Raw genomic sequence first — 22403 nt, 5'->3', positions numbered from 1 at the left:
CCCCGGCCCCGGGGGCCCCCCCCGGCCCCCCCCCGCGCCCCCCCCCCGCGGGGGGGGGGGGGGGGGCGGCCCCCCCCCCCCCCCCCCCCCCCCCCCCCCCCCGACTGACTTTCGCCTCATGGTGCTGCCCGGAACCGAACCGATTCCGGGCAGCGCCCTCTTCCGGTCCATTACCGGAGATGCGCGGCCGGGCCAAGCCGTCGAATCCCCGGACACTCTTCCCGGCCTCCCCAGACCACGCCCAGGCAGGAGCCCTCAACTTCCCGTGAGCCGTAACCCCTTCTCCCGCAAGATCAAGCCCGTCAAGTCCGCACCGCCACGCAGCCTCACAGCAGCCCAACCGCCCATGCCCGACTGGGGCTTTGACGGGGGCGCCCTCCATCCGACAGCGGAGCGAGCTGGGGCGGGGGGGCCACCCCCCGGGGGGGGGGGGGGGGGGGGGGCGCGGGGGGGGGCCGCGCGGCGCGGGGGGGCCCCCCCCCCCCCCCCCCCCCCCGGGGGGGGGGGGGGGGGGGGGGCCCCCCCCCCGGGGGGGGCCCCCCCCCGGCCCCCCCCCCGGGGGGGGGGGCCGAGGCAGGGAGGGAGGCCGAGCGCGGCCTCCAGGAGGACAAGCAGCCGTCCGCCGAACCGAGCGAGCCAACCGCAGATGCCGCCGTACGCCTCGCGCCGACCGTGGACACCGACGTGTTCATGCACCACGGTGTCGCCGCCGACGATGTCCCTGTCCCTGCTCACGCCGATGTCACACCCGGCGCCGAGCGCCGTCGGCGCCTGAGCGAGGTGCTCTACCGGCCCCGCTCCGGGATCAAGCGCACTCTGCAACTGACCTGCTCGGCCGAACCGGCGGAGCGCGACTTCATCGACCTCGCCGCCGGTAAAGCGAAGCGCTCCCGCTCGGCCTACCTCATGGACTGCGCCCTCACCTTCGCCCACGCCTACCTGTCCGACCGCCGTCCCGAAGGCGTCGCCCCACTCCCGTCCCCACAGGCCACCCAGGATCTGATGGTTCTCTTCGGCAGGCTGATCCGGGAGTTCGGCCGCATCGGCAACAACCTCAACCAGCTCGTCCGTGCCATCCACCAGGGAGAACTGCCCGACCGAGCCGAGGAGATCCTCGACGAGCTGCACCAGGTCGCCGAGCGCGCCCGCCTGCTGCTGGACCAGACCCTGGCCGGCGGTGATCGCCGTGGTGCCTGACGTGTCTACCGGCGACCGCAGCCGGGGGCTCTTGTCCTACCTCTTCGGCCCTGGCCGCCGTAACGAGCACACCGACCCGCACATCGTCGCGGCGTTCGCCATGCCCGGCATCAACGACCCCGGCCGCGTGCCCCTCGACCAACACCACAACACCCTCAGCGAACTGGCCGACTACCTCGACCAGCCGGTGAAGCTACGCGAACAGCGGCTGGGCAAGAAGGTGCCGCAGCACGTGTGGCACTGCCCCGTCCGCACGGCACCTGGCGATCGTTACCTCACCGATGACGAGTGGGGCGAGGTCGCCCGCCGCATCGTCCACGCCACCGGCATCGCCGAACACGGCGACGACACCGCCTGCCGCTGGATCGCCGTCCGCCACGCAGACGACCACATCCACATCATGGCCACCAGCGTCCGCGAAGACGGCCGCCGCCCCCGCAACAAACGCGACGGGCAGCGAGCCCAGGCGGAGTGCCGCCGCATCGAGGCCGAACTCGGACTGCGGCGCCTGAAGTCCGGTGACGGGACGGCACCGAAGACCCCGACTGGGGCGGAAGTGGCCGAGGCCGAACGCCAAGGCCGCCACCAGACCGCACGCCAGTGGCTGCGCGAACACGCCTACGCTGCCGCGGCAGCCGCCACTGACGAGGACGAGTACTTCGCCGTCCTCACCGCGCTCGGCGTCAACGTCCGGCACCGGATCGGCCCTAAGACCGGCGAGAAGACCGGCTACAGCCTCGCCGCCCCCGGCGACACCGATAGCAAAGGCGAACCCGTCTTCTACAGCGGATCCGCCCTCGCGCCCGACCTCTCCCTCGGCAGGCTCCGCGAACGCCTCACCCCCACCAACCACGAGGCCACGTTGCCGGCCCGAGCCATGAATCACGGCCGCGGCGGCAGCGGTGAGGCCTGGCGACGGGCCGAGGCCGAACTGCGCACCACCTACGCCTTCCTCCACGACGAACCGGCCGGAGAGGAAGCGGACGCCCGGGTTCAGGCCCAGGCAGCGGCATTCGCCGAACTGCTCCACAACACCGCAGCCACCGCCCCGAAAACCCTCCGAACCGAACTCCACACAGCAGCCGTCGCATTCGACCGAGCCAACCGCTCCGCGATCCGCGCAGACCACCAAAGCGCCTACGCACTACGGCAAGCCGGAAAGGAACTGATCCGCGGCCTCGGCGGCAAGGACGGCGACGCCGTGACCACGCTGCTCAGCACCGCCGTCTTCGTAGCGATCGCCCTGGCCCGCTGGCACGAACAGCACGGGCACCAGCAACAGGCAGCAGCAGCCCAGCAGACACTCGTCTACCTGCGGACCGCCTACCAGCACGCCGCCCGGCCCACGCTCGCACACCTCGCCGAACGCACCCCCGGACCCGACGAGGCCCGCCGCCTCGCCGCCACCGTCCAGGCCGCCGTGCCCGACCACGCCGAGCGGATCCTCACCGAACAACGAGAACTCGACACCGCCGACCACCCCGCCGAAGTCCTCATCTGGCGCCTGCGCACCAACACCACCGACCGCATCAACCAGCGCACCCGCGCTGCCCAGACCCGCAGCACCCGCCGGCACACGCCCACCCAGTCCGAGGCAGGACATCCTCCAACCGGAACCACAGCCCTGCCGGAATCGGCGAATGATGCGCGCCGCCGCACCCGCTGACTCGGCGCACCCGTCTGCCCCTTCGGCCCCTCGTCACGGCCGCATGCCCAGTGCTCGCGGGGCGTACACCTCGTCCGCCCCAGGTCCGAGTCTCACCACCAACCGTTACGGGAGCGCCAGATCGGAGTCTCCTGACGGGTCACCTTTCTATGCACCAGTACCCCAGCGATATAGAACGACTTGAAGGCCCACCAGCACAGCCACAGCTCGCCCAGAAGCAGATATCCGATCAACATGAACCCACCTGCGGTGCAGCCCCGTCCCCCGCTGTTGCTCGACCTGCTACGGGGTGACCTGCCGCCGACATGGCCGCTGACTGAGAACGGGCCTGGAAGTGGGATACGCCAGTTCAGACGCACAGTGCGTCCCCCCTCACGTGCAGGGCAAGTAACACAGTCAAGGCGATACGACAATGCATGAATCCCCGCAGAACTGGTGGTATTAGCCGGATACGCCCGGCCGACTGTCGCATTTTGCCATGGACTGGGCACACAGAGTGCCCGGAACCGGGCTACTTGAGACTGCCGTTCCGCCCCCGGACAGATCGTCCGTGCCTGTGGCACGCCCTTGTCCCACCCTGCGTCGAGGGACGGACGGATCGGCTGGGGCGATCCGTCTTGTTCTCGCGTCGCTATCGTGGGCGAGGCCCCTACTTCATGGGAGGCAGTACGTATGCGTGGTCTCGGAGATCACCTGAGCATCGGCGAGCGGATCGCGTTCCACCGCAAGCGCCGCGGCTACACGCAGCAGGTACTGGCCGGGCTCGTCGGTCGCAGCACGGACTGGCTGGCCAAGGCCGAGTCGGGTCGGCGCAAGCCCCCGCGTATCGACATGCTTGCCGAACTGGCACGGGTACTCCGGGTACCGCTAGGGGAATTGGTCGGCCAGCCCGTGCTCATGGAGGACGAAAGGCAACAGGACGATGTCCCGGCCGTGCGGGACGCGTTGATGAGCCCGCGTCGTCTGTCCCGGCTGCTGTTCGGAGCCGCGGCCGAAGCGCAGCTGCCGAGCCCCGGCCCTGCCGCACAGCTCGTGGAAGAGACATGGAACGACTACCAGGAGGGCCGGCTGGGCAGGGTGATCGCCGCGCTGCCTGGCCTGCTTCAGACCGCCCGGGAGCTGGAGGACCGCGCAGCCCGTTCCGACGCTGACCGCCGGGACTGCTGGGCCGTCTCCGCCCGGGTTCACCACCTGGCCGCCACGGCGCTCGCCAAGATCGGCGAATCCGACATCTCGTGGCTCGCCGCCGAACGGGCCATGCGGGCGGCCGACGAGTCGGACGACCCGCTGGTACTGGCGTCCGCAGCCCGGTCCGGCACGCACGCACTGCTCGCCAACGGCCGGTACGACGACGCGATGGAACTCGCCGACACGGCGTCGGCGTGGTTGGCGACCCGTGTCGCCGAGCACGATCCAGCCGCCCTCAGCCTGCTCGGCATGATTCATCTCCGGGCAGCGATCGCAGCCGCGCGCCATCAGGACCGATCTACGGCGACGAGCCTCCTGAACCGCGCCGAAGTGCTCGCCAGCCAGCTGGGTTCGGATGGGAATCACTGGCAGACGGGCTTCGGCCCGACGAATGTCGTGCTGCACCGCCTGTCGGCGGAGCTGGACCTCGACAACGTCTCCTACGTCGTGGAACACGGCCAGATCGACGTGGACCACATGCCCACGGAGCGAGGCGTCTCGCACCGCATTGACTACGCCCGTGCACTGTCGCTGGCGCGTCAGGGGGACAGCGCGTTCGAGGAACTGCGTACGGCTGAACGCGCGTCGCCGCAGCTCGTACGGAACAATCCCCGTGTGCGAGACACGCTGCGCGACCTGATCAAGCAGTCCCCCGTCACGGGCAGCGCTCGTTCGTCGGAGTTGTTCATGATGGCTCAACGATGCAGGGCGGTGCAGTGAGTACGAAGAAGCGCGGAGTCCTCGGGGTAGTGGGCAGCAGCGCCGGCGGCATCGAGGCCCTTCGCACCGGGCTCGTGGAACCGGCCATGGCCGGCGGGTGGCAGGTCGCCGTCACGCTCACGCCCACTGCGGGGCGTTGGCTGCGCATGAGCGGCGAGGTCGACCGGCTGGAGAGGCTGACCGGCATACCGGTACGGGACGAGCCGCGGCTGCCCGGCGAGGCAAGCCCACACCCGAAAGTGGACTGCTACGTCGTCGCCCCAGCCAGCGCCAACACGGTCGCCAAACTCGCGACGGGCATCGCCGACAACCAGGCCCTGACACAGGTGGGAGAAGCCATCGGCACCCTGGGGCTACCCATTGTCGTCTTTCCCCGAGTGAACGCCGCCCACGCCCGCCACCCCGCCTGGCGGCACCATCTCGCCGTACTGCGGGAGGCAGACGTCCACCTCGTCTACGGCCCGGACATCTGGCCCTTGTACGAGCCCCGCGCGGCGCCCGCCGGGCGGGATCTGCCATGGGCCGCGGTACTGGACGCGATTGACACGGCTGCTGGCTGACGTTCCGTCAACTCCGCTGACCTGCATGGATAGAGGACCAGGACAAACTGTCCGGGTCCTCTATCCATGAGGCGTTGAAGCTATCTGCCATGCCGGAGACGCGCGAGCAGGCCAGCACGGAAACCACGCAGGTGGACCAGCGCACCCAGCGGCCCAGCCCGTTCGGGGCCGTCGATGGCGCCGACCGCTCTGCCCTGGTCCGGCGACGCTCGGGCGCACAGCCACCGGCGACCGCAATGCCCCGCACCGAGACAACAAGGCCCACCGTGATCCGGCTCGGGCGGCCGATGTGCGTGGCTGTCGCCCCGCACCTGCACCTCGTGCCCCACGTACGGCACGCGATCGTCGCCGCTCTCCATCTGTGGGGCATCCCGGAGATCGCCGACGACATGGGGCTGATCGCGACCGAGCTGGTCGCCAATGCCGTCCAGTACGGAGAACCGACCTGCGTGACGGTCGTGTTCACAGTCTCGGACGGCCTCGCGGTGCTGGAAGTCACGGACGACAACGGCGAGCGCCCCGCCGTACGGCAGACCGCCGAGGACGACGAAGGCGGGCGCGGCCTGATCCTCGTGCGGGCACTGGCCGAGCGATGGGGATGCCGGCACGGTACCCGCGGCCGGAAGACCGTATGGGCCTCGCTCTCGCTCCAAGGCCGAGCGGCATGAATCGGGTCCTCCTCCCGCGGGCCAACCGCGAGGCCACACGCCGAGGACGCACGCACGCAATGCGCTGCCCGCGATGCGCACCTTCGAGCGACTGTGCTTTGAGGCAGCCGCTCGCGACAGGGTCCACCGCCACACCGCGCCCTCCCCAGTACGCGAACGCATCCGCGTCCAGCACACCCCAGGAAACACATCAGCGGCACCACCCGGCACTCCATCGACAGCGGAGGACGAGCAATGCAAGTGAGCATCGTGGTCGCGGTACGGGGCAATACAGGCGCTCTCGGCAGCCTGGCCAGGGCAGTCCGAGCACAGGACCATCGGGCCGAGGACGTTGAGTTGGTCGTGGTGGACAACCATCCCGTGCCAGTCCTGCCCCCGGGGGCGTATCGGCTGGGACCGATGCCGTGCCGGGTCGTTCACGAGGCGCGGCCCGGCCTGTCACGGGCACGCAACGCCGGCATCCGTCAGGCGCACGGGGAAGTGGTGCTGATCACCGATCCCGATGCCCGTCCTGAACCGGACTGGGTACGGAGGATGGCCTCAGCGCTGGAGGCGACAGGGGCCTACTGCGCAGCCGGCAGGGTCGTCCCGTACTTCACCGGCGGGGCCATCGCAGTAGCACCGGATGTGCTCCAGCTGTTCGTGCCACCCGTATGGCCGGAGCTCACCACGGAACTCACGGCCCCGTACTGGGCTGTCGGATGCAACCTGGCCATCCGCAGAAGCCCGCTACCGCAGTTCGACACACGGCTCGGCGTGACCGGTCGGCGCCATCTCAGCTGTGAGGAGCTGGAGTTCACCGTCCGAGCGCAGGCCGGCGGGCGTCGTGTGGTCGTCGTGCCCGATGCCGTGGTCCACCGAGCGATCCATCCGGCCGATCTGACAGCGGGAGCCCTGTGGGCTCGTGCTCTGTGGCACGGCGCTTCGATGGCGCGGCTGCTGGCTCTCCATCCCGGTTCGGACATCTACGACAGCTACCGGCTGCGTGACGCTCTCGCCCCCGCCCGCCTGCGGAGCCGTACCGGTCGGCGGGGCGCGATGGCGGATATCGCACGGGTTGTGGGACTGCGCACCGAACGACTCCGGCTCGCCACATCGGCCGGTCTGAACGCACATACCGCCGGCGCGGAGAAGTCCGCAGCGAAGGGAGCCAACTTCCATGGCTGAGCAACCGATAGCGGTAGGGCTGAACCTCGGGCACGACGGCGGGTGCGCGATCGTGTCCGGGAACCAGGTCGTAGCGATCGCGGAGGAACGGCTGAACCGCACCCGTTACAGCGGCGGCTGGCAGGCCGCCCTCGCATACTGCCTGGACGCCGCCGACGTCACCCTGGCGGACGTCGGCATCGTGGTGTTCTCGTGCGTCGGGCCACGCTTGGAGCGCGGATTCACCGGCGGTCTTCAGCGGTACGGCGTGGACGCTCGCAGGATCGAGTCGGTCGACCACCACCTCTCCCACGCCTACGGGGCGTTCTGCCTGTCGGGCGCCGACGAGGCGCTGGTCGTGGTCGCGGACGGATCGGGAAACGATCACCAGACGGAGAGCTACTTCCTCGCCTCCCCCTCGGGGCTGGTCCGGGTGGGCGGAAACCGTGCCGGTAGGCCCCGGGCGGGCGGAATCGGAGCTACGTACGAGGCGGTGACGAACTGGCTCGGCTTCGACGGGCAGGAGTCGGGCAAGACCATGGCCCTCGCCTCCTACGGCGACCCCAAGGCCGTCGGCCTCCCGCTCTTCGATGTCGTCGACGCCCAGGTCGAAGGCCGCCTGGAACGCACTCACGACCGAGGCCTGGCGGAGTTCGCGGCTGCCGCCGGCCTCGACCTCGGCAGGCCGCACGCCTGGTCGGAGCCCCGGGCCCGGGACCTTGCTGCCTGGGCACAGGAACAGACCGAGGACGCACTCACCGACGTCATCACCCACCTGCTGGCCGAACACCGGCAAACCACCGTCTGCCTTGCCGGCGGGGTCGCGATGAACTGCGTCGCCAACGAGGCGATCCGCCGTCGGACCGGCGCCGACCTGTTCGTGCCGCCGCCGGCATCCGACCGCGGCCAGGCCATCGGGAACGCTTTCCACGGCATCCACCGGCTCACCGGCACGGTGCCGAGTCTGCCGCTCACCGGGCGGGACTCCTTCGGCCGCACCTACACCGACGACGAAGTCCTTCTGGCCCTGCGCAGGCACCCCTTCTCCGGCCTGACCGAGCGGCACCCCCACCGCCCGTTCGCCTACCGACGCGAGTCGGACCCGGCTGCCGCGGCGGCTGAACTGATCGCGCAGGGAAAGCTGATCGGCTGGTTCGACGGCGGCAGTGAACTCGGTGCCCGCGCCCTCGGGTCCCGCAGCATCCTCGCCGACCCGCGACAGGAGGCGACGAGGGACGTGCTGAACACGCGGATCAAGCACCGGGAGTTCTTCCGCCCCTTCGCTCCAGCGGTGCTGGGCGAGTTCGCCGACACGTGGTTCGAAGTCGACCAGGACAGCCCCTACATGCTCTTCGCCCCACGGGTCCGGGCTCAGTACCGGAACCGGCTCGGCGCTGTCACCCACGTGGACGGAACAGCACGCGTCCAGACCGTCGACCCGACTGCCCATCCGGCCTTCCACCGGCTGATCACGAGGTTCGAGGAGCTCACCGGCGTACCCGTCGTACTCAACACCTCCTTCAACGACAGCGAGCCGATCGTGGAGACCCCGGCGCACGCGGTGGCCACCTTCTGCCGCACCGGCCTGGACGCTCTGGTCTTCAGCAGCGGCTTCATCGCGGTGAAGACCGATGTCTGAACCCCGTCGTAGGCTCCGCGTCGCCGTACTCTTCGACAGTGCCGGATTCCAGCGCTCCCTCCCCCTGACCGGTGCGGCCACCCGTACGCTGCATCTGAACCAGCACCTCGCGGAGGCCGGACCCGAGGTCACACTCCTGCTCTGCGACCTCAACCCCCGCTCCCGCCCGACCCTCGACTGGCCGTTCCCGGTCCGCTACCTGCCGTACGAGGCTGTCTACGAGGGCACCGGCCGGCTGATCGAGCACGTGAAGGACCTCGCTCCCGACGTGCTGGTGATGTCGAACACCCAACTCACCGTCCGCTACGGACGAGTCCTCGCCGACGCCGCCGACGCTGCCCTCGTGTACGAGATGCACGACGACGAGGCCGCCGTCGCCCGGACGATCGGCAGCGGGGAGTGGGAATGCCGCCAAGCAGCGGTGCTCCAGGCCGCCGCCGTGGCTGCATCCGATGCCGTCGTCGCCTTCACCAGCCGTGATGCCCACCTCGCGACCGCTCTGCGGGCCGCGGCGGTGCACGTCGTCCCCTGCGGCGTGGAACCCGGCCCAGCCCCACTGCACAAGCGGGAATCCCCAGGCTCGGCAGCGTTCGTCGGCAACCTGCACTACGAGCCGAACGCCCGCGCAGCCACCTACCTCCGAACCCGGCTCGCCCCCGCGCTGGCTGTACGAGGCGGAATCGTCGACGTGTACGGCCGGTACCCACGGGCCTTACGCCCCCTCGGCACCGGAGCCACCATCCGGCTGCACGGACCCGTACCCGATCTTCCGTCCGCACTGTCGACCGCTTCGGTCGGTTTGGCCCCGCTGGACTCCGGCGGCGGGATGAAACTGAAGGTGCTCCAGTACATGGCCGCCGGCCTGCCGGTCGTCGGCACAGCCGAGGCGTTCGCCGGGCTCCCTGACCCAGGAGCATTCGCACTGGTCTCCACCGCCCCCTCCATGGAGGACATCCCGACGCTGGTGACCCGCCTGCAAGACGACGCAACCTTGCGGCGAGAGCTGGGCACCGCCGGACGCCGGCTGATCGAAACCGAGTTCTCCTGGGCCGCAGCCGCCCAGCTGGCACTGCACGCCTACCAATCCGTCCGCGGTGCTGCAGGCCCGGCGGCAGCACCGTCCGCCGGGTCGGGTGGCATCCGGGAACTGGCAGGCCGGACACCATACTGGCTGCACGAATGGCGAACACGAGAGGAAACCACCATGGGCGAAACGCCTGAACCCGCAACCGGCAACGAGCACCCGGTGCTGGCACGGCTGGCGAGCGAGATCGACTGCGCCCGCCACGCCGCCGAATCCGCGCTCGACACGGTCTTCGACCAGGCTGCCATCGTCGGCTACGGCGGACGGTCCATGGTCTTCCTCGCCAAGACAGCCGTCCTCAAGATCTACACGCACCGGCCCGCCGAACGGGCCCGCCGGGAAATCCTCGGCCTCCAGCTCGCCGGACAAGTCCCCGACCTGCGCGTGCCCGAAGTCCACGGCCACGACGATGTTGAAGGCGCTCTCTCGTGGGTGGCCGCCACCCGCCTGGAGGGCACCGCTCCCGGCGACATTCACGACCAGGAGGAGACGAGGACACTCGGCGAAGTCGCCGCCCGTCTGCGCGCCCTGCCCGCCGACGCTCTCACCGAGCTGCCGAAGTTTGGACGCAACATCCGGCCCCTGGACGAGGACTCCCACCCCGTTCGAGCCCGGTTGTCCGCTGTCCTGACCAGCACCGCGGCCACCCAACAGGCCGCGTGCGTCACGGGTTTCGTGCACGGCGACTACTCCGCACGCAACCTCCTGATCGCCCCTGGCCTACCGCCCGGCGTGATCGACTTCGAAGGCTGCGGCGTGGGCTGCGTGTACGAAGACCTCACCAACCTGTACGTCCAGAACTGCCTGATCGACGGCCGCGAAGCAGCCGTCGCCATCGCCGCATACGAGGCCGAGAACGCCCGACTGGGCCCCCCCTCAAGCGTGGACACCCGGCACCTGCTGTGGCACACCGCCCGCTACTTCCGCTGGGTCCTGCAATGGGCCGTCGAGATCGACACGGAGCTCGCCGACCAGATCACCGCCCTCGCCCCCAGCGTCCTGGACGCCCTGGAATCCGAAGGGAGTCCCACGTTGTGATCGTTCTGGACGGCATGCCAGGCGCGGGCAAGACCACGTTGCTCCACCGGCTCCGCACCGCGTTACCCGACCACCTCGTGGTCCTCCCCGAGGCGCAGCCACCAGAGGGCAGCTCAACGGATGCCGAGACAGCGCAGCACCTCCTCGGCACGGCACGGGAGCGCCTGGACGCCGCCCGGCGCTTGGCGCAGACACACCCCGACCGGCTCCTCGCCTCCGATCGAGGCCACATCGGGGTCTTGGCCTACCGGTACGCGATGGCGGCCACGGATCGCGCACCGCACAGCGACTTCGAGCACGCACTGGCCCTGTGCCACAACCTCGACCTGGTACGCCCGCACCGAGACCTGACGACCATGGTCCTGGTGACCGACCCTGGAACGTCTATCACCCGACGGGCCGCATTCGCGCAGGACCAGAGGTACAGCCTGTGGTTCGACCCTGAATTCCTCACCGCCTACCGCGGCTTCCTGGACCACCTCGCCGCGTGCCTCCCCTCCGACAGCTTCACCACACTCGACGTCACCAACGTCTCCGGCTGGCCGATCCTGCTCGACATATTGCAGTCCCTCCTCAGCCGCCGGCTCCCATCGCTCCAATCACCGACCAGCCGATCACCGGAGGCTGTATGACGCACCGCCCCCGAGCGGCGACAACCCGCCGCCTCCTGACCGCCCTGGCCGCCCCGCCCCACGACACCACCGCCTCAGCGGCGGCAGGCGGACTGCGCGCCACGACCGAAGAGATACGGCGCTTCCTCGCCCAAGCGGAACAGCACGATGCACAAGCAGTGCCGACAGACGTCCTTCACAGGTGGCGGAAGGCGCTGGACCGCTTCCACGGCGAACTGCAGCATGCCGCGCCCGAGGAATGGTCACGGTGGCGCCGGCCTGGAACGTGGCTCGACTCCCACCTGCGCCTCCGGTCGCTCATCGCGCACGAGGTCGGCAAGGCGTACTGGGACGACCGGTCCGAGATCCCCTACGCGGAGATCGACGTGGAACGCTACCTGTGGGGTGCCCGATGACCTCAGCCTCCGACAAGAGCAAGGCCGTGGACAAGTACACGCGGACCGCCGCCATCCTGTGCGACCTGCTCGGTGGCGCGGACAACATCGCCTCGCTGGCGCACTGCGTGACACGGCTACGGCTCACCCTCGCCGACCGAGCCGGTGTCGACGACGCTGCTCTACGAGACCATCCCGCCGTCTTGGGAGTGCTGGAGCGCGACACCCTCCAGCTCGTGGTCGGTCCAGCTGCCGTCGTCCCCCTCGCCGCGGCCCTCGAACAGCTCCTCGCCAACCCGTAACCCGTGCCCCGCCGACCCGGGCATGGCGAAATCGTCAGCGCCAGCCCGTACGAAACGCCGTCCAGGCCAGCGCTGCCAGGGCCTCCCGCTTCTGGTAGGCCCGCAGCCGCGGCCTGGACGGGCGGCGGCGCGCCAACTCCCAGTGCCCAGCGACCGATATCGCCAGGGCCGTGACCGCGTCGGGATCCGCCGACCTCCACGCGGGAATCCCAGCCAGGGTCTGCTCCGCCGAGACCGGCGAGTGCCCCTCCATGATCAGGTACGGAACGAGCCAGGCGATGTCGAACCATGCGGCACCGCGATACCCGAACGCCCAGTCGACGACGTGGATTACACCGCTTGCGTGCTCGCGCACCATGTTGTCCGGCCGAAGATCAGCGTGCAGAAGGGTGTCGCCCTCAGCCACGCTCATCCACCGGGTCTCCATCTCGACCAAGCCCGGAAGATGCCGAACGCACCACGCAGACAGATCACTCGGGGGGTCAGCAGCCAACGTTCGCCAGCAGTTCGAGACCCGCGCCATCGCCTCGGCAACCGGCCGGGCAGCCCCATACGGGCACGGTGACAGCACCTCCCCCATGGACGCCACGGTGGCGAGAACGCCAGGGAGATCGGCGGACCCCGGAGCCAGGCTGGGATGACGCCCGTCGACGTCATCGAACAGCAGCAGAACCCAGTCCTCGAACCGGCCCGACCACAGCAACGCCGGCGAGGAGAAGCCGGACGGAACTGCCGCGGCGACGGCGGCCTCCTGCTCGTACATCCCGGCGAGCGGATGCCCGGTAGGTATCCCCTTCACGAACACCCGCCGACCGTCGCCGAGAAGAAGCCGAGCAGCCAGACCAGCAGTGAAACCGCCACCCTGTGTCTCGGCCCGAACCACCGGAGCGCAGAGACGGCCCGTAATCTCACCGCGAACTGCGGCCGGAAGGTCTTGCCATGCAATTCGAGTCTCAGTACGGGCACGCATCCACGCTCCTCTCGTCGAAGCCGAGAACTGAGCTGCTCGGCTTTGAGAGACTCCCCGCCGATAGGCTGTAAGTGCGCGCCCAGATCACTTTCGAGAGTCGCTGAGTGCACAGGCCGTTCTGAGACCGTTTGCCCGGCGTAGGTGGGCGCTCGGTGCGGCCTTCATCCGGACGGCAGCAAGGGACCTGCTGCCGACGAGGTTCAGATCGCAACCGTGCACCCCGGCTCCCGACGGCCTCTACAGAGTGCTGAGGCAACCATCTATCTTTCCTGCTGGGCTGCCGGTTGAGTCAAGACAGCCACATACACGCACGGAAAGTGATTCTTCAACTCAACCAGGAGGCCGATGGTCACAATCCGTCAGCATCAGCGGCCCGTTCGGCGTTCAAGATCAAATTTGCCGAGCCTATGCTATTTTGAACTGACTGATAGTCATCAGATCTAACTGCACGTCGTGTTGGCCGGGGGGCTCGTCGTGACGCATGCTCGTAGTCTCCTTCTCACGGACTTGGCTCCGGGGATGACAGTCGGTGGGGTAGTCCCCGGGGCTGACGTCGCAGTGGTGGCAGTGCATATGCACGGGGATTCCGCAGCCCGCCTCACGTACCGGCGTTCGAACGGTGCAGTCGAGGAGACCATCCTCTATGCCGATCGGGACACCGATCTGACCGTAGGTGCAGCACCAGGCAGCCGAGGCTTCGACGCCGATCCTGAGTTGTTCCGTCTCGCCGCGGAAGCGATACGAATCCGCATGGCTGCCCGCGGCGACGCGATGCTCGCGGTCTCCACGAGCCTGCTCGATCCCCTGCCGCACCAGATACAAGCCGTCTACAACGAGCTGCTGCCCCGCACCCCGCTGCGCTTCCTGCTCGCCGATGACCCCGGCGCCGGAAAGACGATCATGGCGGGGCTCTACATCAAGGAACTGGCTCTGCGGGGCGACCTGGAGCGCTGCCTGATCGTCGCCCCGGGCGGCCTGGTCGAACAGTGGCAGGACGAGCTGCTGGAGAAGTTCGGCCTGGATTTCGCGCTGCTCTCGAAGCAGTTGGTGGACGCCACCGTCGACGCGAACGTCTTCGACAAGCACCCCCGCCTCATCGCCCGCATGGATGCCCTTTCCCGGTCCGAGGAGCTGCAGCGTCGCCTCACCGAGTCCAGCTGGGACCTAGTGGTGGTGGACGAGGCGCACCGCATGAGCGCCCATTACTTCGGCGCCGAACTGAAGGCCACCAAACGCTACGAGCTCGGCCGCCTCCTCGGCCAGGTCACCCGGCACCTACTGCTCATGACCGCCACCCCGCACGCGGGCAAGGAGGAGGACTTCCAGCTGTTCATGGCCCTGCTCGACGGTGACCGCTTCGCCGGCAAGTACCGCAACGGGGTGCACCAGCACGACGCATCCGGCTTGATGCGCCGCATGGTTAAGGAGGACCTGCTCACCTTCGACGGCAAGAAGTTGTTCCCCGAACGCCGCGCCTACACCGTCCCCTATGAGCTGTCGCCGGGCGAGCAGGAGCTGTACGAGCAGGTCACCCAGTACGTCCGGGAGGAGATGAATCGCGCTGAGCGGCTCGATGGCCGCCGCGGCAATCAGGTCGGCTTTGCCCTCACGGTGCTGCAGCGCCGCCTGGCCTCCAGCCCCGAGGCCATCTGGAAGTCCCTGGAGCGCCGCCGCCGGCGTCTGGAGGCCAAGCGCTCGGAGCTGCTCTCCACACGGCATCCCTCCGACCTGGACGCGGGCAGCAGCCCGACCCAGCCGTCCGGCGACACCGCGCTGAGTGCCCTGAGCGGGGACGACGGTCAGAGCCTGGACGCCGAGCTCGACGACCTGACTGGGGCGGAGCTGGAGGAGGTGGAGGAACAGGTCGTCGACGCCGCCTCTGCCGCGCTCACTGTGGCCGAGCTGGAGCAGGAGATCCAGCGGCTGTTGGAGTTGGAGCAGTTCGCCTCGGGCGTGCTGGCGCTGGGCGAGGACCGTAAATGGCGGGAGCTGTCGGGCCTGCTCCAGGACAACCCCCACATGCGCGATGCCGACGGCCGCCCGCGCAAGCTCATAGTGTTCACCGAGCACCGCGACACCCTGCAGTACCTGGCCCGCAGGGTTCGTGCCCTGATCGGTCGCGCCGACGCAGTAGTGGCTATCCACGGAGGCACCCCGCGCGAGCAGCGGCGCGCGATACGCGACCAATTCAATCAGGACCCGGACGTGCGCGTGCTCCTGGCTACCGACGCTGCCGGTGAGGGCCTGAACCTGCAGCGCGCCCACCTCATGGTGAATTACGACCTGCCGTGGAACCCCAACCGCATTGAGCAGCGCTTCGGTCGCATCCACCGGATCGGCCAGACGGAGGTCTGCCACCTGTGGAACCTGGTCGCCGACAACACCCGGGAGGGTCAGGTCTTCCAGCGGCTGTTGGACAAGATCGAGCAGCAGAGCAAGGCTTACGACGGCAAGGTCTACAACGTCCTCGGGGAAATCTTCGACGGAGAACCGCTGCGCGAGCTGCTCATGCGCGCCATCCGCTATGGCGACCGGCCCGAGGTCAAGGCACAGCTCGATGAGGTCATCGACGCCCAGGTCGGCGAGCGCGCCGTTGAGTTGATCAAGGGGCTGGCGCTCGACGCGCAGGTCATGGGCTTGGAAGACGTCGACGCAATCCGTCTTCGGATGGAAGAGGCCCAGGCCCGCCGTCTGCACCCGCACTATGTGCAGGCGTTCTTCCGGGATGCCTTCGACCGCACCGGCGGTCGGCTGATGCCCCGGGAGGCCGGCCGCTTCGAGATCACACACGTATCGGCCGCCCTGCGCGACCCCGGCCGGATTGTCGGTCTCGGCGGCGTAGTGCAGCGCAAGTACGAGCGGGTCTGCTTCGACCGCGGACGTATCAACGTGCCCGGTAAGCCACGCGCCGACCTCATCGCCCCCGGTCACCCGCTCTTCGACGCCGTCCTCGACCATGTCATCGCCCAGCACGCCGACCTACTCACCCGCGGCGCCGTGCTTGTCGACGCATCCGACGCGGGTGACCAGCCCCGGCTGCTGGTGGCCCTGGCCCAGGAGGTCCTCGACGGGCACCGCCGCATCGCCGACCGGGCCTTCGCCTTCACCGAACTGCTGCCCGATGGCACCGCGAGGAACGCCGGACCCGCACCGTACCTGGACTACCGCCCCCCGACCCCAGCCGAGGCAGAAGCCGCCGAGACACTGCTCGACCAGGCCTGGCTACGCGCCGGCGGCGAAGCCCCCGCCTTGGACTGGGCCATCCGTGAAGCGCTGCCCGAGCACCTGCGCCAGGTACGCGAACGCCTCCTTCCGGCGGTGGCACGCACTCGGGCCCAGGTCGAACAACGCCTCAAGCACGAGATCAACTATTGGTACGCCCAGGCCGGGAAGCTGGAGCAAGACCTCGCCGAAGGCAAACGGGTGCGTCACCGTCCCGAAAAGGCTCGGAGTTGGGCCGAGGAACTGGAGCACCGGCGCACCAAGCGCCTAGAGGAACTGGACAAGGACGCCGCCCTCCAACCCCTGCCCCCCGTCGTCGCTGGCTGCGCCCTGGTGGTCCCGGTCGGCTGGATCGCAAAGGCCCTGGGCGCCGCTGATGGATGCGACCTGGCACCGATGCAGGCGAGCGACGGCTATGAAACCGACCGGCGAGCCGTCGCCGCAGTGCTCCAAGCCGAGAAGGAACTCGGGCGCCTCCCCGAGGAGATGGCACACAACAACCCCGGCTACGACATCCGCTCGCTGACCCAGGACGGCCACCTCGTCCATATCGAGGTCAAGGGACGCCGAGTCGGCGCACAGGATTTCTACGTCAGCCGCAACGAAGTGCTCGTCGCCAAGAACCGCGGCGACCAGCACCGCCTCGTGATCGTGACTGTCCACCCCGATGGCCCCGAGCACGATGAACTGCGTTACCTGGTCGACGCCTTCACCGATACCGAATTCGGCGACCTGAAAACCGAGGGCATCGTCCTGAACTGGCAGGACGCATGGAACAAGGGAGGGGCTCCGCTGTGAGCGCCGTGAACGAGGACAACGCGACACCGCAACGGCGGAAGCTCATCGAGGTGGCCCTGCCCCTAGAGGCGATCAGCAGGGCCAGCAAGGCGGACAAGGACCGCAAGGTCGGCACCATCAAGAACATCCACAAGTGGTTCGCCCCCATGCCCACCCCGGCGTGGCGTGCCCTGCTGTTCGCCGCCACCGTGGACGACCCGGAGAACGAGGAGAAGCGGGCCGAACTACTGCGGATCATCGAAGGCCTGGTGCCCGCCAATGGCACAGCGCCATCGGCAGAGGCACTCAAGAAGGCTCGTGCGGTACTGGACGAGCAGGAGCAGGAGCTGCCAACGGTCCTGGACCCGTTCTGCGGCGGCGGCTCGACGCTCGTGGAGGCCCAGCGACTGGGATTCCCCACGCTCGCGAGCGACCTGAACCCGGTCCCTGCCCTGGTCACACGCCTAGAGACCCAGCTCGTACCCGCAGTGCTGGGCAAGCCCGCAGTGTCGGGCCCAGACCAGGGCATCTCGGGCGTTGCTGACGACCCGATGGCCGGACTGCTCGCGAATGTGCGGCACTACGCGAGCTTGGTGGAGGAGAAGATCAAGCAGCAGGTCGGCGATCTGTACGAGACCGTTGACGGCGCGGACGTCGTTGCCTGGCTGTGGGCGCGGACCGTTCCGTGCGCCAATCCCGCCTGCGGCATACCGATTCCGCTGTATAGCTCGCCGTGGCTGAGTAAGCAGAAGGGCCGCGAGGCTTGGCTGCGGCCGATCACGGAAAACGGCCGTGTGCGCTTTGAGATCGGTGAGGGGACGAGCAAGGACGTCCCGGAAGCTACCAAGCGCATCGGCAGGGGTGGGAAGTTCACTTGCCCGACATGTGGGACCGACGTTGAGGAGAAATACATCCGTCAACGTGGGGTGGCGGGACAGATGAGCCTCCAGTTGATGGCCGTGGCTGTGGATGACGGATCCGGGCGACGATTCATCCCCGAAATACAGCATTCGTCGGCGGCTGAGATACCTGTACCGATCGAAATCCCGGAGTTGGAGTTTCCTGGAAACACAAGGGACTTCCGAACGCAACTTTACGGGCTCCGGCGTCAGGCCGACATCTACACTCCTCGACAACTCCACATGCTCGGCGCGTTTGCCGATACGGTGGCAGATGTGCCGGGATGGGTCACCCGCGATGGTGGCGACGCCGACCAGGCCGCCGTAATAGCTTCAGTGCTGGCTGTCTGCGTCAGTAAGATGGCCCAGTCCAACTCTTCACAGACCCGGTGGCGTCTGGATTCGCGAAATGGCGCGGCGAAGGCTGAGCCAGGTTTCGGACGACAGGCGATTCCCATGCTCTGGGATTTCGCCGAGGCTAATCCCTTCGGAGGGTCGGTCGGGGGTTGGAAGGTGCAGGTCAACAGTATTCTCGGTGGCTTCAAGGCGCTACCGCGTGAAGTTAAAGCCGGTCGCGCAGTTCAAGCCGATGCCCGCAAAGCCGGCTCCCTGCTCCCGTCTGGCAGCGCCCTCATAGCCACCGACCCCCCGTACTTCGCTCAGATCAACTATGCGGACTTGAGCGACTACTTCTACGTCTGGCTGCGTCGCGCTGCTGGCCGGATACATCCAGACCTTTTCGGCACGATGGCCACCCCCAAGGCTGAGGAACTAATTGCCAATCCCCACCGTCAGGGCGGTGCCGAGAAGGCACGTCAGTACTTCATCGATGGCTTCGTGGAAGTCTTCTCCTCCCTGAAACGGGCGTCACGCGTCGATCTCCCACTTGTGGTGATCTACGCGCACCGCCAGGAAGAGACCAAGGATGGCGAGCTGTCCTCCTCCGCGTGGGATGCGCTCCTCGAAGCAATGTTGGCCGCGGGCATAGGTGTCGTGGGCACCTGGCCGTTGCACGCGACCAACAGCACCCGCCAGGTCGGCCAAGGCGCCAATGCACTTGCCTCCTACGTCATTATGGTTTGTCGTCCCCGAGCAGAGAACGCCGCATCGACTGACCGCCGCGGCTTCCTTTCTGCCTTGCGCCGGGAGCTGCCGGAGGCACTCAAACCACTCCGGCGGAGTTCGATCCCAGCCGTGGACCTGGCCCAGGCTGCGATCGGCCCGGGCATGGCGATCTTCTCCCGCTACGCGAAGGTCACCGAACCGGATGGCGCCCCGATGCGAGTGCGGTCTGCCCTCTCGATGATCAACGAGGTTCTTGGTGAAGTGCTCTCTGAACAGGAGGGCGACTTCGACACCGATACCCGTTGGTGCATCAAGTGGTTCGAACAGCGGCAGTGGGAACAGGGGCCCTTCGGTGAGGCGGAACTTCTCGCCAACGCGCTCAACACTTCTTTGTCCGGCTTGGAAGACGTCGGCGTGGTCAAAGCCCGTGCCAACAAGGCCGAGCTCCTCAAGCCCGAGGCGATGCCCACCTCATACGACCCCGAGACCGACCACCGCAGCTCTGTTTGGGAAGCGGCCATGCACCTGTCACGCGTGCTCGACGGCAAGGGCGCCGGATCCGGCGTCGATGCGGCGGGAGAACTGCTCGCTCGTGCCCGTACCAGGGTCAACGATGACGCGGTAAAGGAGCTTGCCTACCTGCTCTACAGCATCTGCGAGCGCAATGGCTGGTCGGAAAGCGGGCGGCGGTTCAACAACCTCGTCAGCTCCTGGCCCGACCTGCAGATCGCGGGGCGTGCGGCGGAGAAACGAGGCACGGCTTCTTCATCGCAGATGTCCTTCCGCAGCAGCGATGAAGACGAAGAGGACCAGTTGTTCTGACGATCGCCGCAAGGCGAGGGGGGAGGGGCACGTGCAGAACGACGACGCCACGCACGGCGGGGACGCGACGGACAGAACAGGCAGGACGGCAAGCACCATGGCATTGAGCAACCGTGACCGGATAGGCCGGATGATCGAGCTGCTCCCACAGGGGCTGCTCCCGCTCGTGGAGCGGGAGATGACCAGGCGGCAGGGCGAGCGCTGGTTCGACGACGCCGTCGCGACGGCCCGCGAGGGCGATTTCAGCCTGGCCTCCAAGCAAGATCCGCAGTTCCTTTTGCAGACCATGCTGCGGAACTGGGCGTCCTACTTCCGCCACGTCCTGCCGCCGGCGGCCCGCAACTACGTCGGCGAGTTGAACGACACCCGTAACAAGTGGGCGCATAACGAGCCCTTCAACTCCGACGACGCCGGCCGCGCCCTGGACACCGCCGAGCGGCTGCTGACCGCGGTCGGCGCCCACAAGGACCTCATCGAGCAGGTGCGCCGCTCCCGCCTGGAGCACCAGCGGGCCGTGATCGAGGCGGAGACCAAGCGTGCCGCCCGCGAGGCCGCCGCTGCCCCGGCTGTGGCGGCGGATGGCCTCAAGCCCTGGCGCTCCGTCCTCACCCCGCACGAGGATGTCGCCCGAGGCGACTTCAACGCCTCCGAGTTCGCCGCCAACCTCGCCCAGGTCGCCCAGGGCGAGGGCGCCCCCGAGTACACCGACCCGGTCGAGTTCTTCCAGCGCACCTACCTCACCGACGGCCTGCGGGAGCTGCTCGCCAAGTCGATCCGGCGGATATCCGGCGACGACAACGCCCCGCCGACGTTCAACTTGCAGACCAACTTCGGTGGCGGGAAGACACACTCGATGCTGGCCCTATATCACCTGTTCGCCCCAGATGTGCAGCCACAGCAGCTGCCGCAGGAGATGCACGAGCTGATCGCCGGAACTGACTCGGGCCTGCCGAAGGAGCCGGTGCGCCGCGTGGTCCTGGTCGGCACCCACATCAGCCCGGGGCAACCGGATGTCAAGGCCGACGGCACCCGGGTCTGCACCCTATGGGGTGAGCTGGCCTGGCAGCTCGGCGGCCGCATTGGGTACGACATCGTCGCTGAGGCCGACCGCTCCGGAACCAATCCGGGCGCGGCCCTCCACGACCTCGTCGCCGCATACGCCCCGTGCCTAATTCTCATTGACGAGTGGGTCGCCTATGCGCGGCAGCTCTTCGACGCCGAGGGACTGCCCGGGGGGTCATTCGAGACTCACTTCACCTTTGCCCAGACCCTCACCGAAGTCGTGGAGGCCGTTTCGGGGGCGCAGCTTATCGTCTCCATCCCGGCTTCCGACGACGGCACCGTCGCCGCTGACGAGAACGAGGTGGGCGGCCCGGCCGGACAGCAGGCCCTGGACCGGCTGCAGCGCGTCATCCATCGCAAGGCCGAGCCTTGGCGGCCCGCGAAGGCCGATGAGTCCTTCGAGATTGTGCGCCGCCGCCTGTTCGAGTCGCCAAGCGGCGGCGCGCAGGCTGAGATCAATAAGGTGGCGAGGCTGTTCACCCAGTTCTACGCCGGACAGAAGCGAGACTTCCCTTCCGGTGTGGACGGCACCGAGTACGAGAACCGCCTGAAGTCCACCTACCCGATCCACCCCGAGCTGTTCGCCCGGCTGTATGAGGACTGGTCCACGCTCGAGCGCTTCCAACGCACCCGCGGCGTGCTTCGACTGATGAGCGCCGTCATCCACGCGCTGTGGCGGGACGGCAACCAGAGCGCGATGATCATGCCGGGTGACATCCCGCTCAACGACCAGCGTGTGGCCGGCGAGCTGACTCACTACCTCGAGGACCGGTGGAAGCCCATTCTGGACACCGATGTGGACGGTGTGAACTCCACCCCGCTCCAGATCGACCAGGAGAAAACCTTCCTCGGGGAGCGCGCCATGACCCGGCGCATCGCCCGCACGCTGTTCATGGGTTCGGCCGCCACGCTGAAGGCCGCGACGAAGGGTCTGGACGAGCCGCACGTCCGCCTCGGGATGGCCATGCCCGGCGACAGTATGGGGAACTTCCGCACTGCCCTGAATACCCTGGCCGACCGCTCCACCTACCTCTACTCCGAGGGGGAACGCTACTGGTACGACACCCAGGCCAGCGTCTCCCGGATCGCCAAGGACGAGGCGGACCGGCTGGTCGAGCGTCCCGAGGACGTCTGGGCCGAACTCGTCCGTCGCCTGGCACCCACCCAGCGCCGCACTGGCGACTTCTCCGGAGTCCACGTGGCCTCGCAGCACACCGCAGACATCCCCGACACCGACGAGGTACGGCTGGTGGGGGGGGGGCCCCCCCCCCCCCCCCCCAAAACACAAGAAGAATGACCCGCCTCGGAATACCTCGCGGGCGGGCGGCGGAACCCCGGCGCGGCCGCAGACACGGCCCCCGGTACAGGGGGG

The 22403-nt window shown here is 68.4% G+C and carries 15 protein-coding genes; 14 read left to right on the top strand and 1 reads right to left on the bottom strand.

Annotation, left to right across the window (positions count from 1 at the left end):
• The first annotated feature begins 672 nt into the window (after nucleotides 1-672).
• From LCE31_RS40820 to LCE31_RS12260, 11 genes are all read left to right on the top strand, one after another.
• Nucleotides 673-1197 (top strand): MobC family plasmid mobilization relaxosome protein, encoded by a 525-nt coding sequence (locus LCE31_RS40820; RefSeq protein WP_225014247.1) that lies wholly within the window; start codon nucleotides 673-675, stop codon nucleotides 1195-1197.
• Nucleotides 1187-2863: a relaxase/mobilization nuclease domain-containing protein gene (locus tag LCE31_RS12305; RefSeq protein ID WP_225014246.1), complete on the top strand. Its 1677-nt coding sequence runs from the start codon at nucleotides 1187-1189 to the stop codon at nucleotides 2861-2863. Before LCE31_RS40820 ends, LCE31_RS12305 begins: the two co-directional genes overlap by 11 nt.
• A 672-nt stretch (nucleotides 2864-3535) precedes the next feature.
• Entirely contained in the window at nucleotides 3536-4771 is a 1236-nt protein-coding gene (locus LCE31_RS12300; protein WP_225014245.1) for a helix-turn-helix domain-containing protein, read from the top strand.
• The gene (locus tag LCE31_RS12295; protein ID WP_225014244.1) at nucleotides 4768-5331 is read left to right on the top strand and encodes a flavoprotein; all 564 of its coding nucleotides are present in this window, start codon (nucleotides 4768-4770) and stop codon (nucleotides 5329-5331) included. Before LCE31_RS12300 ends, LCE31_RS12295 begins: the two co-directional genes overlap by 4 nt.
• An 89-nt stretch (nucleotides 5332-5420) precedes the next feature.
• Nucleotides 5421-5999: an ATP-binding protein gene (locus LCE31_RS12290; protein WP_225014243.1), complete on the top strand. Its 579-nt coding sequence runs from the start codon at nucleotides 5421-5423 to the stop codon at nucleotides 5997-5999.
• A 234-nt stretch (nucleotides 6000-6233) separates the two neighbouring features.
• Complete coding sequence (locus LCE31_RS12285) at nucleotides 6234-7166, top strand: glycosyltransferase family 2 protein (RefSeq protein ID WP_225014242.1); 933 nt, start codon at nucleotides 6234-6236, stop codon at nucleotides 7164-7166.
• Nucleotides 7159-8784, top strand: a complete 1626-nt coding sequence (locus LCE31_RS12280) for a carbamoyltransferase family protein (protein ID WP_225014241.1) — start codon at nucleotides 7159-7161, stop codon at nucleotides 8782-8784. Before LCE31_RS12285 ends, LCE31_RS12280 begins: the two co-directional genes overlap by 8 nt.
• Nucleotides 8777-10906, top strand: a complete 2130-nt coding sequence (locus LCE31_RS12275; protein ID WP_225014240.1) for a phosphotransferase — start codon at nucleotides 8777-8779, stop codon at nucleotides 10904-10906. The genes LCE31_RS12280 and LCE31_RS12275 overlap by 8 nt, the downstream gene beginning before the upstream one ends.
• Nucleotides 10903-11538, top strand: a complete 636-nt coding sequence (locus tag LCE31_RS12270; protein WP_225014239.1) for an AAA family ATPase — start codon at nucleotides 10903-10905, stop codon at nucleotides 11536-11538. The genes LCE31_RS12275 and LCE31_RS12270 overlap by 4 nt, the downstream gene beginning before the upstream one ends.
• Nucleotides 11535-11933: a hypothetical protein gene (locus LCE31_RS12265; protein WP_225014238.1), complete on the top strand. Its 399-nt coding sequence runs from the start codon at nucleotides 11535-11537 to the stop codon at nucleotides 11931-11933. The genes LCE31_RS12270 and LCE31_RS12265 overlap by 4 nt, the downstream gene beginning before the upstream one ends.
• On the top strand, nucleotides 11930-12214 hold the full coding sequence (locus LCE31_RS12260; protein WP_308042243.1) for a PTS glucose/sucrose transporter subunit IIB: 285 nt from the start codon (nucleotides 11930-11932) through the stop codon (nucleotides 12212-12214). Before LCE31_RS12265 ends, LCE31_RS12260 begins: the two co-directional genes overlap by 4 nt.
• Nucleotides 12215-12248: 34 nt before the next feature.
• On the opposite strand, the gene LCE31_RS12255 is transcribed toward LCE31_RS12260, so the two are convergent.
• The gene (locus LCE31_RS12255; protein ID WP_225014237.1) at nucleotides 12249-13184 is read right to left on the bottom strand and encodes a phosphotransferase; all 936 of its coding nucleotides are present in this window, start codon (nucleotides 13182-13184) and stop codon (nucleotides 12249-12251) included.
• 561 nt (nucleotides 13185-13745) lie between these two features.
• Between LCE31_RS12255 and LCE31_RS12250 the strand changes: the two genes are divergently transcribed.
• The 3 genes from LCE31_RS12250 (at nucleotide 13746) to LCE31_RS12240 (ending at nucleotide 22328) form a co-directional block, all read left to right on the top strand.
• Nucleotides 13746-17204, top strand: a complete 3459-nt coding sequence (locus LCE31_RS12250) for a helicase-related protein (RefSeq protein ID WP_225014236.1) — start codon at nucleotides 13746-13748, stop codon at nucleotides 17202-17204.
• The gene (locus LCE31_RS12245) at nucleotides 17201-19969 is read left to right on the top strand and encodes a DUF1156 domain-containing protein (protein WP_225014235.1); all 2769 of its coding nucleotides are present in this window, start codon (nucleotides 17201-17203) and stop codon (nucleotides 19967-19969) included. The genes LCE31_RS12250 and LCE31_RS12245 overlap by 4 nt, the downstream gene beginning before the upstream one ends.
• A 97-nt stretch (nucleotides 19970-20066) precedes the next feature.
• The gene (locus LCE31_RS12240; RefSeq protein ID WP_225014234.1) at nucleotides 20067-22328 is read left to right on the top strand and encodes a Swt1 family HEPN domain-containing protein; all 2262 of its coding nucleotides are present in this window, start codon (nucleotides 20067-20069) and stop codon (nucleotides 22326-22328) included.
• The last annotated feature ends 75 nt before the right edge of the window (nucleotides 22329-22403 follow it).

The sequence above is a fragment of the Streptomyces sp. 8L genome, assembly GCF_020176795.1.
GTDB lineage: Bacteria > Actinomycetota > Actinomycetes > Streptomycetales > Streptomycetaceae > Streptomyces.
Note: the sequence above shows the minus strand (reverse complement) of the source record. Positions and strands in the feature narration are given on the sequence as shown.